We start from the raw sequence: 12,105 nt of genomic DNA on the forward strand, positions 1-12,105 counted from the left end.
GCCCCCGCCGCCGTTCCCTTGCCCGCCATGTGATCCACCCCCTGCACTCGACAACGCGCTGTGACCCCGGACGGTTCCCCCGTACCCTGGAAGGCGCTATGACTGAGAACCCGCAGCGCACCGCCCGCCCCCTCCGCGTCCTGGCCGCCATGTCCGGCGGTGTGGACTCCGCCGTCGCAGCAGCCCGAGCGGTCGAAGCCGGGCACGACGTGACCGGGGTCCACCTGGCGCTCTCCGCGAACCCCCAGTCCTTCCGGACCGGCGCGCGCGGCTGCTGCACCATCGAGGACTCCCGCGACGCCCGCCGCGCCGCCGACGTCATCGGAATCCCCTTCTACTGCTGGGACCTCGCCGAGCGCTTCCGCGAGGACGTCGTCGAGGACTTCATCTCCGAGTACGAGGCCGGGCGCACCCCGAACCCCTGCCTGCGCTGCAACGAGAAGATCAAGTTCGCGGCGCTGCTCGACAAGGCCCTCGCCCTCGGCTTCGACGCCGTCTGCACCGGCCACTACGCGACGGTCGTGGTCAACGAGGACGGCGCCCGCGAGCTGCACCGCGCCTCCGACATGGCCAAGGACCAGTCCTACGTCCTCGGCGTCCTCGACGAGAAGCAGCTCGCCCACGCGCTCTTCCCGCTCGGCGACACGGTCACCACCAAGGACGAGATCCGCGCCGAGGCGGAACGCCGCGGCCTCGCCGTCGCCAAGAAGCCCGACAGCCACGACATCTGCTTCATCGCCGACGGCGACACCCAGGGCTTCCTCGCGAAGCGCCTCGGCAAGGCCGAGGGCGACATCGTCGACGAGTCCGGCACCAAGGTCGGCAGCCACGACGGCGCGTACGGCTTCACCATCGGCCAGCGCAAGGGCCTGCGCATCGGCCACCCCGCCCCCGACGGCAAGCCGCGCTACGTCCTCGACATCTCCCCGGTGAACAACACGGTCACCGTCGGCCCCGCCGAGGCCCTCGACGTCAGCGCCCTCACCGCGATCCGCCCCCGCTGGTGCGGCTCCACGCCCGCCGCCCCGGGCACGTACACGGCGCAGCTGCGCGCCCACGGCGGCGAGACCGAGGTCTTCGCCGAGGTCGTGGACGGCGAGCTGCGGGTGCGCTTCACCGAGCCGGTCCGCGGCGTCGCCCCCGGCCAGGCGATCGTCCTCTACGACGGCACCCGCGTCGTCGGCTCCGCCACCATCGCCACGACCACCCGCGCCACCGCCGCGTCCGTCTGACCGGGCCGGCCCCGTGCCCGGTCACGGGCACGGGCACGGGTGCAGGCCCGGGACCGCGCCCGGGACCGGCCCCGGTCAGGCCACCGTCAGGACGATCTTGCCGGTGGTGCGGCCCTGCTCGCCGATCTCGTGGGCCCTCGCCGCCTGCTCCAGCGGCAGCACCGTCTCGACCAGCGGCCTGAGCAGCCCCTGCTCCACCAGGGCGGCGATCTCCTCCAGGCCCTTGAGGTCGGGCTCCACCATGACGAAGGAAGCGTGCACCCCGTCCGCCCCGGCCGGGACATCCGGTCCGAGCAGTGTCACCAGGTGGCCGCCGGGCTTGAGCACCTTCAGGGAGCGCTGCGCGACCTCCCCGCCGAGCGCGTCCAGCACCACGTCCACGTCCGAGACCGCCTCGGCGAAGTCCCCGGCGCGGTAGTCGATCAGTTCGTCGGCGCCGAGCTCGCGCAGCACCTCGTGCTTGGCCGCGCTGGCGGTGCCGATGACGTACGCGCCGCGGGCCTTGGCGATCTGCACGGCCAGGTGGCCGACACCGCCGGCCGCCGCGTGGACCAGCACACGCTGCCCTGCCGTGACCCCGGCCGTGTCGACCAGCGCCTGCCAGGCGGTGAGCGCCGCCAGCGGCAGCGCGGCCGCCTGCACATGGTCGAGGGAAGCAGGCTTGCGCGCGAAATGCCGCGCCGGGGCCGTCACATACTCGGCGTAACCGCCCGCCTGCTGCGGGAAGCGGGGCATCCCGTACACCTCGTCGCCCGCACGGTACAGGGTCACACCCGGTCCGACCGCCTCGACGGTGCCGGAGACGTCCCAGCCGACCGTCGGGACCGGGCCCCAGCCGATGAAGGCGCCGCTGGCCCGGGTCTTCCAGTCCACGGGGTTCACGCCGGCTGCGTGTACCCGTACGAGGATCTCGCCCAGTCCCGGCTCGGGCCGGTCCACCTCGGTCTCGGTGAGGACCTCGGGCCCGCCCCACTGGCTGACGACGACGGCGCGCATGGATGTCTCCTTATGTCTGTTCCATACCGGTTTTCCCGGTGATGGCACCAGCTTCACCGCCGCCGGGCCCGCGCAGTACTGGCCGGACGGCCACCATGTGACAGAATCTGGCCATGCATCGTGTCGCCGTACTCGCCCTCGAAGGTGTCCCTCCGTTTGAGCTCGGAATGCCCTCCCGGGTCTTCGGCAACGCCTACGATGACTCCGGGAACCCGCTCTACGAGGTCACCGTCTGCACCGTCGACGGGCAGCCCGTGGCCAGCGACGCCGGGTTCACGATCGGCGTCTCGGCAGGCCCCGAGGCGCTCGCGGCCGCCGACACCGTGGTCATCCCGCCCACGCACGCCATGGGCGAGCTCCTGCAGGGCGCGCCCCTGTCGCAGGCGCATGTCGACGCCCTTGCCCGGATCCGCCCGGGCGCCCGGATCGTGTCGATCTGTACCGGCTCGTACGTGCTCGCTGCCGCCGGGTTGCTCGACGGCCGGCCCGCGACCACCCACTGGTTCAAGGCGCTGGAGTTCCGGCGGGCCTTCCCGCGGGTCAAGGTCGACGAGGACGTCCTCTTCGTCGACGACGGCGACATCCTCACCTCCGCCGGCGTCGCCGCCGGCATCGACCTCTGCCTCTACCTGGTGCGCGCCGACCACGGCACCGCCGTCGCCAACCGCGCCGCCCGGCTGTGCGTCGTACCGCCGTGGCGCGACGGCGGGCAGGCCCAGTACATCGACCGGCCCGTCCCCGAACCCACTGTCGCCACCACCACCGAGGCCCGCGCCTGGGCCCTGGAACACCTCGACGAACCGCTCACCCTGGGCCAGCTGGCCGCGCGGGCCCGGATGAGCCTGCGCACCTTTACGCGTCGCTTCCGCGACGAGGTCGGCATGACCCCCGTGCAGTGGCTGACCGCCCAACGGCTCTACCTGGCACGCCACTTGCTGGAATCCAGCGACCTGCCCGTGGACCTCGTCGCCCACCGCTCGGGCTTCGGCTCCGCCAACTCCCTGCGCCAGCACATGCGCAGCTCGCTCGGCATCTCGCCGATCGCCTACCGCCGCACCTTCGGCCCGGGCGCCCGGCCGGCCTCCGCGGCATGACCCGAGAGGTAATCGACGGGTCCGCCCGCCCCTCGCGATGATTCCCCCAACAACCCGTGCAATGAACGGAAGTCGGGGGAACGGCATGACCGCGTACGCCATCGGCCGCATCCGCCCCGAGATGATGAACGAGGACGTCCTCCGCTACATCGAGACCATCCAGGCCACGATGGACCCCTTCGGGGGCCGCTTCCTCGTCCACGGCGGCGGCCCGGTCGAGGTGTTGGAGGGCTCCTTCACCGGCGACCTCGTGATCATCGCCTTCCCGGACATGGAGCGCGCCCGCGCCTGGTACGCCTCCGACGCCTACCAGGAGATCCTCCCCCTGCGCACCCGCCACATCCGGGCCGACATCTTCCTCGCCGACGGCGTCCCGCCCGCCTACGACGCCGCCCACACCGCCGCAAGGCTCCGCACGTCCGCAGCCCTGTGACGGTCCGTACCGGCGTCCGGAAACGGCCGCCGCCGCACCAAACCGATCGGTCCTGCCGGATCTTTCGTGGTACCTGTCTCCCCGAAGTCCACGATCGTTCCAGGGGGGAACACGAAGTGAAGCCGATCTCAGCCTTACCGCGCCTCGCCGTGGTCGTCACGACAGTCGGTGCGAGCCTGCTCGCCGCGCCGGCGGTCGCAGCCGGAACCGGTCCCGGCACACCCACCGTCACCGCGCCCCGCTCCGACCCGGCCCCCGGCTTCGCCGGAGACGGCCGAACCACCCCGTGCGCCACGGACGCCGACCTCGAACCGGGGTGGATCGGCCTGGGGGACGTCGCCCTGTACGCCACGACCGGCTCTCCGTCCGGCACGCCGCTGCGGACCACGTTCCAGCTGTGGGACACCGCGTACGGCGGCAAGCGGACCGACACGGGCCCGGCCGCGCCGCACCCCGCGGGCGAGGTGCGGACCGACCTGCGCGGCGGCCTCCTGGCCGACGGGGGCCGCTACGCCTGGCGCGTCCGCACCACGGACGGCACCCGCACGAGCCCGTACACCGGTTGGTGCCACTTCCGGGTGGACCGGACCCCGCCGACGGCCGGGATCACGTCCACGGACTTCCCGGCCTCCGGCAGCGGCGGAAGCCCCACGAAGACCGCGGGCCAGGAGGGCACCTTCACCCTCACCGGCACCGACACGGGCTCCGGCATCGCCTGCGCCCGCTGGGGCACGGGCACGCCGTCGGTCGGGTGGTCGTGCGCCGACGCCGCACACGACAGCCGTGTCGTCCGGCTCGCGGACGGATCCGCCGACATCGCCGTCACGCCGCGGACTTGGGGCACCAACACGCTCTACCTGCAGACGATGGACGACGCGGGCAACGTTTCGCAGCCCTTCGTCCACACCTACTACGCGCCGCCGCCACAGAACCCGAAGATCGCCTACGGCGACATCGACGGCGACGGCACGGCGGACGTGCTGGTCCCCGACGACCGGGGATCCCTGCGCAAACCCGGCGCCGCCGCCTCGGCTCCGGCGAACGGCCACCGGCTCGCGGCTCCGGGGGAGCCCGCGGACGGCTGGACGGGGACCCGGTACACCCATCACGGCTCGCTCGGCTACCAGAACGTGGACGACCTGCTGGCCCAGCAGCCCGGATCGGGCATGCTGTTCCGCTACCGCAACGACGATCGCGGACTGTTCACCGAACAGGACTCGATTCGCGTCGACAAGCCCGCCCGCTGTCAGGCCCCGGCCGGGCAACCGCTCGACTGCACTGCGGTCGGCTTCGGCGACGACTGGTCCGGGGTCACCGCGCTCGCTGCCGTCGGCTCGCCGTCCGGGGACGCCCCCCAAGACGACGCGCTCAAGCGCACCTCCGTCGCCTGGGTGGAGAACGGCAGGCTGTGGCTGGCCGGTCCCGGCCGTACCGGGCAGCTCGACCGGGTCGCCACGCTCCTGTCGGGCGACGGCGCCCCGTGGGCCGACCACGACCTGCTCACCCCCGGCCGGGCGCAAGGCACCGACATCCCCACCCTGTGGGCCCGCTCCCGGACGACCGGCGAGATCCGGGCGTTCTCGCTCGGCGACCCGGCGGCCTTCACGGACCCGGCCTCCGCTCCGGTGCTGGGCACCGCGCACGGCATCCGGGTCGGCTCCGACGGCGACCTCACGGGTGACGGCGTCCCGGACGTGTGGACGGTCGCCGCGGACGGGCGGTTCGCGGTCCTGCCCGGCCGCGGCACGGCAATCCCGTACCCCTCGGTCACCGGCTTCGGCGCCGCCCGCTGACGCGGCCCCGGTGGGGCGGCCCGGCGAGCCCGGGTGCCCTGCCGGGGTGCGAGCATGGGCGGTATGGCTACTCATCTGATCACCGGTGCCGGGGCCGGCATCGGCGCCGCCGTCGCGAACCGGCTGCACGCCCGCGGCGACGACCTGATCCTGCTCGCCCGCGACGCCGCCCGCGCCCGGCAGCTCGTCGAGCGCTACCCCGGCGCCCGCACCCTCGTCGGGGACCTCGCCGACCCCGACCGGCTGTCCTGGGCCTTCTCCCACCAGGCCGTCCCCGACCGGATCGACTCCCTGCTGCACATCGCAGGGATCGTCGAGCTCGGGCCGGTCGGGGAGCTGCGCCCCAAGACCTGGCACGAGCAGCTCAACGTGAACCTCGTGGCACCCGCCGAGGTCACCCGGCTGCTCCTGCCGACCCTGCGCGCCTCCAAGGCCACCGTCGTCTTCGTGAACTCCGGCGCAGGCCTGACCGCCCACGCCGACTGGAGCGCGTACGCCGCCTCCAAGCACGGCCTCAAGGCGCTCGCCGACGCGCTGCGCGCCGAGGAGCGGGCCAACGGCATCCGCGTCACCTCCGTCTACCCGGGCCGCACCGCCACCGCGATGCAGGCCAAGGTCCACTCCCAGGAGGGCAAGGAGTACGACCCGTCCGCCTGGATCGACCCGGAGTCCGTGGCGACCACGATCCTGATGGCCGTCGACCTGCCCCGCGACGCCGAGGTCAACGACCTGACCGTGAGGCCCGGCCGGTGACCGCCAGCGCCACCGGCATCGGATCCCTGCCCGGCGGCGACGCCCGCGAGGCCGCCAAGACCGCCACCGGGTCCTTCGAGGACTTCCCGTACCTGCCCGAGCTGCCCGCCCGCGGGCCCGGCGCCGACATGATCGGCCGCTCGCTCGGGCTGCTCGTGGACCTGTACGCCCACGTCGAGCCCAGCGGCTGGCGGATCGGCGACCGGCCCGGCCGCGACACCCGCCGCTCCCGGTCCTGGCTCGGCGAGGACCTCGACGCCCTGGAGGAGTTCACCCAGGGGTACCGGGGGAAGCTCAAGGTCCAGGCCGTCGGCCCGTGGACCCTGGCCGCCGCCCTGGAGCTGCACAGCGGCGAAGCCGTGCTCCGGGACGCCGGCGCCTGCCGCGACCTCGCCGCCTCGCTCGCCGAGGGGCTGCGCGCGCACCTCGCCGACGTCGGCAAGCGGATCCCCGGCGCCGATGTCGTCCTCCAGTTCGACGAGCCGTCGCTGACCTCCGTCCTGCGCGGCCGGGTGCGGACCGCCAGCGGCTACCGGACCTACCGGGCCGTGGACCGGCAGGTCGTCGAGGGGGCCCTGCGCGAGCTGTTCGCCGTGCACGACGGGGAGGTGGTCGTGCACTCCTGCGCGCCCGAGGTCCCCTTCGGCATGCTGCGGCGCGCCGGCGCGGCAGGGGTGTCGTTCGATTTCTCCCTGCTCACGGAGCGCGAGGACGACGCCCTCGGCGAAGCCGTCGAGAGCGGCATGAAACTCTTCGCCGGAGTGGTGCCGGGCACCGATGCCCCGCTGTCGGACCCGGGCGGTAGCGTCATGGGTGTCAGGAAGCTTTGGCGCAGGCTGGGGCTGGCTCCGGGGACTCTGGCGGAGTCCGTCGTGGTCACCCCGGCGTGCGGTCTGGCGGGCGCCTCGCCCGCCTACGCCCGCGCGGTGCAGGCGCACTGCGTCAGGGCGGCGCGATCGCTCGCCGACAACCCTGAGTGACGGACCGAGACGGGGCACGGGAGGACACGGCATGGCAGCCGAACAGCAGGACACGGCGGTACCGGCGGAGGTGCGCGAGCAGCACCAGCTGCTGGCCGAGCAGGTCGAGGAGCACCGCTTCCGGTACTACGTGAAGGACCAGCCGGTCGTCAGCGACGCCGAGTTCGACCAGCTGCTGCGCTCCCTGGAGGCGCTGGAGGAGCAGTACCCCGAGCTGCGCACGCCGGACTCGCCCACCCAGAAGGTGGCCGGTTCGTACGAGACGGACTTCGCCTCCGTCGAGCACCGCCAGCGCATGATGTCCCTCGACAACGCCTTCGACGACGAGGAACTCTCGGCCTGGGCCGACCGGGTCGCCCGGGACGTGGGCTCCTCGGCGTACCACTACCTGTGCGAGCTCAAGGTCGACGGCCTCGCCGTCAACCTCACGTACGAGAACGGGCGGCTCACCCGGGCCGCCACCCGCGGCGACGGCCGCACCGGCGAGGACATCACCCCGAACGTGCGCACCATCGCGGAGATCCCGGACCGGCTGGGGGGCGACCGGATCCCGGCGCTGGTGGAGATCCGCGGCGAGGTCTACTTCCCGATGGAGAAGTTCGAGGAGCTCAACGCCCGGCTGGTCGCAGCCGGGGAGAAGCCCTTCGCCAACCCGCGCAACGCGGCTGCCGGTTCGCTGCGCCAGAAGGACCCGAAGGTCACCGCCACCCGCCCGCTGCACATGGTGGTGCACGGTCTCGGCGCCCGCGAGGGCTTCGAGATCGGCCGCCTGTCCGAGGCGTACGCGCTGCTGCACGAGTGGGGGCTGCCCACCGCCCGGCACAACGAGGTCGTGGGCAGCCTGGAGGAAGTCCGGGCGTTCATCGACCGGTTCGGCGAGAACCGGCATTCCGTGGAGCACGAGATCGACGGCGTCGTCGTCAAGCTCGACGAGATCCCGCTCCAGGGCCGGCTGGGCTCCACCGCGCGCGCCCCGCGCTGGGCCATCGCCTGGAAGTACGCGCCGGAAGAGGTCAACACCAAGCTGGTGGACATCAAGGTCGGCGTCGGCCGCACCGGGCGCGTGACCCCGTACGCGCAGGTGGAGCCGGTGAAGGTGGCCGGCTCCGAGGTCGAGTTCGCCACCCTGCACAACCAGGACGTCGTCAAGGCCAAGGGCGTCCTCATCGGCGACACGGTCGTACTGCGCAAGGCGGGCGACGTCATCCCGGAGATCCTCGGGCCCGTCGTCGACCTGCGCGACGGCACCGAGCGGGAGTTCGTGATGCCGGCCGAGTGCCCCGAGTGCGGCACCCCGCTGCGCCCGATGAAGGAGGGCGATATCGACCTCCGCTGCCCCAACGCGCGGACGTGCCCTGCCCAGTTGCGCGAGCGGCTCTTCTACCTGGCGGGCCGGTCCAGCCTGGACATCGAGAACTTCGGCGTGGTGGCCGCGGCCGCGCTCACCAACCCGCTGGAGCCGGCCGAGCCGCCGCTGCGCGACGAGGGCGACCTGTTCGACCTCACCATCGAGCAGCTGCTGCCCATCAAGGCGTACGTCCTCGACGCCGACAGCGGGCTGCCCAAGCGCGACCCGAAGACCGGCGAGGAGAAGATCGTCACGGTCTTCGCCAACCAGAAGGGCGAGCCGAAGAAGAACACCCTGGCGATGCTGGAGAACATCGCCGCGGCCAAGGAGCGCCCGCTCGCCCGCGTCATCAACGGCCTGTCGATCCGTCACGTGGGCCCGGTGGCCGCCGAGGCGCTGGCCCGCGAGTTCCGCTCCATCGAGCGGATCGAGCAGGCCACCGAGGAGGAGCTGGCCACGACGGAGGGCGTCGGGCCGGTCATCGCGGCCGCGGTCAAGGAGTGGTTCGCCGTCGACTGGCACCAGGAGCTCCTGCGCAAGTGGCGGGCGGCCGGCGTCCGGATGGAGGAGGAGGGCTCCGGCGGGGAAGAGGGCCCGCGCCCCCTGGAGGGCCTCACCGTCGTCGTCACCGGCACCCTGCAGGACCACACCCGGGACGGCGCGAAGGACGCCCTGCAGAGCAGGGGCGCCAAGGTGACGGGATCGGTCTCCAAGAAGACCTCCTTCGTCGTGGTCGGCGACAACCCGGGCTCCAAGTACGACAAGGCGGTGCAGCTGAAGCTGGCCATTCTCGACGAGGCGGGTTTCGCCGTGCTGCTGGAACAGGGCCCCGACGCGGCGCGCGAGGCGGCGCTCCCGGTGGACGGCGGAGCCGCCGCGGAATAGCACGGCCGGACAAGCCCGACCCGGGAACCGCAGAAGGCGAACCGATGCGTGGCGTGCGGCCGTACGGGCGGGCGCACGCCCGGCGCGACAGAGGGTGGCAAACGGCTGGTACAAGGCTGTTCCCGGGGCAGTGTGCTGTCGGATCATCGGATGGGTTGCCCGGGGGTCCTGGTCCCAACTCACCTGTTCGGCGGATACCGTACTGATGAGGATGGCTGGGTCGCATTCGGGCAACCGCCGCCGACCGGTGCCCCTGGGAGCCTCTCGCGTCCTACTGTTGAGGGGTGCGCCTGTCGCGCACGGCTGCGTGATGCGAATCCAGCCGTGATGGCACGACATCGGGGCCATCGCGTGGCATCGGCAGTGCCGGCTGTGAGAGGGACGGGCATGAAACCCACCGAAAGCGCCGACCCGTCACCAGATTTCGGCGGGGCGATCCCGCCCGTGCGGACGGGCCGGCCCGGGGTCCCGCGTGCCGGGACACGGGACCGGAACCCGCTCGACGCCGGACAGGGTCCGGGCGGGGCGAAGCAGCGCACCGTGCTGCCCTTCACCGTGGTGGGCCTGGCGGCCGTGGTCCTCGTGGCAGGCGTCGCCTCCACCCTGACCGGCCGTCACGCCCTCTTCCCCGGCGGCACGGTCGGCTGGGCGCTCGCCCTGCTGACCGGCATCATCGTCGGCCACCTGGTCGCCCTCGGCCGGGACCGCTGGTGGGGCGGCACCGGATCCGGCGCGGCCCTCACCCTCGGCGTGCTCCTCCTCTACGGCTGGGTGCCCGCCGGGCTCGTCTCCCTCGCCGTGGTCACCCTGGTCGGGGCGGCGCGCCGGCACCGCTGGCGACAGGGGCTGCTGCACGGCGCCGCCGACATCCTCGGCATCGGCGCGGGTGCCCTCGTCCTGGCCGCCTTCGGGGAGACACCCACCGTCGAATCGCCCTGGCGGCCCACCGCCTGGGGGCTGGAGGCCGCCCCCGAGGTCGTCCTGGTCGCGGTGTCCTACCTGCTCGCCAGCAGGCTGCTGCTGTGGCTCGCGCAGGCGCCGCGCGCCGGTGGCCTGCGCACCGCGGCCCGGGCGGCGCTGCTCCGGCAGGCCTTAGTCGCGGTCGCGCTGCTCGGCATCGCCCCGCTGATCTGCGTGGTGGCCGTCTCGCAGCCGGTGCTGCTGCCGCTGTTCGCCGTACCGCTGATCGCCCTGGACTCCACCCTGTGGATCGCCCGGGCCCGCGCCGAGGAGCAGCTGCGGGACCCGCTGACCGGGCTGCCGAACCGGCAGTGGCTGCTGGAGCGGGCCTGGTCCGCGCTGGACGAGGCCGAACGCCTGGGCACCCGGTCGGCCCTCGTGCTGATCGACCTGGACCGGTTCCGAGCGGTCAACGACACCCTCGGCCACCTCGCGGGCGACCGGCTGCTGCTCCAGATCGCCGACCGGCTGCGGCAGGCCCTGCCCGAGGAGGCCGAGGCCGCGCGGCTCGGCGGCGACGAGTTCGCCGTCCTCCTGCCCGTCGCCGACTCCACCACCAGCGCCCAGCGGGTCGCCCGCCACCTGGTCGCAGAGCTCAGCTCGCCGCTCGACCTGGACGGCCTCACCCTCGTCCTGGAGGCCAGCGCCGGCCTCGCCGTCTTCCCCGACCACGCGCTGGACGCGGAGGGGCTGCTGCGCCGGGCCGACGTCGCCATGTACCAGGCGAAGCGGGACCGCACGGGCGTCGAGGTGTACGAGTCCAAGCGCGACAGCAACACCCCCGACCGGCTCGGCCTGCTCGGCGACCTCCGCCGCGCCCTCGACGCCGGCGAGGTGGAGCTCCACTACCAGCCCAAGGTCCGCTTCGACGGGCAGGTGGCCGGGCTGGAGGCGCTGGTGCGCTGGGTGCACCCCGAGCGCGGGCGGGTGTCCCCGGACGAGTTCATCGCGATCGCCGAGACCTCGGGGCTGATGCCCCACCTCACCGAGTACGTGCTGGAGACCGCCCTCGCCCAGGTGGCCCGGTGGCGGAAGCAGGGCCTGAAGGTCCCGGTAGCGGTCAACGTCTCGCCGCGCGACGTGCACACCCCGGGCTTCGCCGGCGCCGTCGCGGCCCGGCTCGCCCGGCACGGCGTCCCGGCGAGCGGCCTGCAGCTGGAGATAACGGAGCACGTGCTGCTGGAGGACCCGCAGCGGGCCGCGGACACCATGGCGGGCCTGACCGGCCACGGCGTGAAGATGTCCCTGGACGACTTCGGCACCGGCTACTCCTCCCTGGTCCACCTGCGCCGGCTCCCGGTCAGCGAACTGAAGATCGACCGCTCCTTCGTGGCGCGGCTCGCGGTCGACGCCCAGGACGCGGAGATCGTGCGCTGCACCGTGGACCTCGCCCACTCCCTGGGCCTGCTCGTGGTCGCCGAGGGCGTCGAGGACGACGAGACCTGGGAGCGGCTGCGCGACCTGGGCTGCGACGCCGTCCAGGGCTGGCTGGTCGCGGCGGCCATGCCCCCGCAGGAGGCCACGGCCTGGCTGCTGGCCCGCGGCGAGCGCGGCTGGCGACGCCCCGCGGACATCACGCGGGAGCTCTCGTCGGCCCCGGCCAAGGCGGAGTCCCCGGCCCCGTAGCCGTC

At 73.4% G+C, this 12,105-nt stretch carries 9 protein-coding genes; 8 read left to right on the plus strand and 1 reads right to left on the minus strand.

Annotated elements, in window-relative coordinates; translation table 11 throughout:
• Window positions 1-98: 98 nt before the first annotated feature.
• Complete coding sequence (gene mnmA / locus HYE82_RS26820) at window positions 99-1,232, plus strand: tRNA 2-thiouridine(34) synthase MnmA (RefSeq protein WP_179176737.1); 1,134 nt, start codon at window positions 99-101, stop codon at window positions 1,230-1,232.
• 75 nt (window positions 1,233-1,307) lie between these two features.
• Here mnmA and HYE82_RS26825 read toward each other — a convergent pair whose 3' ends face one another.
• Complete coding sequence (locus HYE82_RS26825) at window positions 1,308-2,228, minus strand: NADP-dependent oxidoreductase (protein ID WP_179176738.1); 921 nt, start codon at window positions 2,226-2,228, stop codon at window positions 1,308-1,310.
• Between the two features lie 113 nt (window positions 2,229-2,341).
• Here HYE82_RS26825 and HYE82_RS26830 point away from each other — a divergent pair, with 113 nt between their 5' ends.
• The 7 genes from HYE82_RS26830 to HYE82_RS26860 all read left to right on the plus strand — a co-directional run bounded on the left by HYE82_RS26830 (window position 2,342) and on the right by HYE82_RS26860 (window position 12,100).
• On the plus strand, window positions 2,342-3,322 hold the full coding sequence (locus tag HYE82_RS26830; protein ID WP_179176739.1) for a GlxA family transcriptional regulator: 981 nt from the start codon (window positions 2,342-2,344) through the stop codon (window positions 3,320-3,322).
• An 85-nt stretch (window positions 3,323-3,407) separates the two neighbouring features.
• Entirely contained in the window at window positions 3,408-3,755 is a 348-nt protein-coding gene (locus tag HYE82_RS26835; RefSeq protein ID WP_179176745.1) for a DUF1330 domain-containing protein, read from the plus strand.
• 149 nt (window positions 3,756-3,904) lie between these two features.
• Window positions 3,905-5,548: a VCBS repeat-containing protein gene (locus HYE82_RS26840; protein WP_179176740.1), complete on the plus strand. Its 1,644-nt coding sequence runs from the start codon at window positions 3,905-3,907 to the stop codon at window positions 5,546-5,548.
• Between the two features lie 63 nt (window positions 5,549-5,611).
• Window positions 5,612-6,301, plus strand: coding sequence for an SDR family oxidoreductase (locus HYE82_RS26845; protein ID WP_179176741.1), 690 nt, complete (start codon window positions 5,612-5,614; stop codon window positions 6,299-6,301).
• Window positions 6,298-7,281 (plus strand): methionine synthase, encoded by a 984-nt coding sequence (locus HYE82_RS26850; protein ID WP_179176742.1) that lies wholly within the window; start codon window positions 6,298-6,300, stop codon window positions 7,279-7,281. The genes HYE82_RS26845 and HYE82_RS26850 overlap by 4 nt, the downstream gene beginning before the upstream one ends.
• Window positions 7,282-7,312: 31 nt before the next feature.
• Window positions 7,313-9,514, plus strand: a complete 2,202-nt coding sequence (gene ligA, locus HYE82_RS26855; protein ID WP_179176743.1) for an NAD-dependent DNA ligase LigA — start codon at window positions 7,313-7,315, stop codon at window positions 9,512-9,514.
• Window positions 9,515-10,054: 540 nt separating this feature from the next.
• On the plus strand, window positions 10,055-12,100 hold the full coding sequence (locus tag HYE82_RS26860; protein WP_309144458.1) for a bifunctional diguanylate cyclase/phosphodiesterase: 2,046 nt from the start codon (window positions 10,055-10,057) through the stop codon (window positions 12,098-12,100).
• Window positions 12,101-12,105 lie beyond the last annotated feature (5 nt).

The organism is Streptomyces sp. BR123, assembly GCF_013401435.1.
In the GTDB taxonomy this organism is placed as follows: Bacteria; Actinomycetota; Actinomycetes; order Streptomycetales; family Streptomycetaceae; genus Streptomyces.

Excerpts from the sequence above, each read along its gene's own strand:
- mnmA (WP_179176737.1), top strand. The coding sequence starts at position 99 with ATGACTGAGAACCCGCAGCGCACCGCCCGCCCCCTCCGCGTCCTGGCC.
- HYE82_RS26825 (WP_179176738.1), bottom strand. The coding sequence starts at position 2,228 with ATGCGCGCCGTCGTCGTCAGCCAGTGGGGCGGGCCCGAGGTCCTCACC.
- HYE82_RS26830 (WP_179176739.1), top strand. The coding sequence starts at position 2,342 with ATGCATCGTGTCGCCGTACTCGCCCTCGAAGGTGTCCCTCCGTTTGAG.
- HYE82_RS26835 (WP_179176745.1), top strand. The coding sequence starts at position 3,408 with ATGACCGCGTACGCCATCGGCCGCATCCGCCCCGAGATGATGAACGAG.
- HYE82_RS26845 (WP_179176741.1), top strand. The coding sequence starts at position 5,612 with ATGGCTACTCATCTGATCACCGGTGCCGGGGCCGGCATCGGCGCCGCC.
- ligA (WP_179176743.1), top strand. The coding sequence starts at position 7,313 with ATGGCAGCCGAACAGCAGGACACGGCGGTACCGGCGGAGGTGCGCGAG.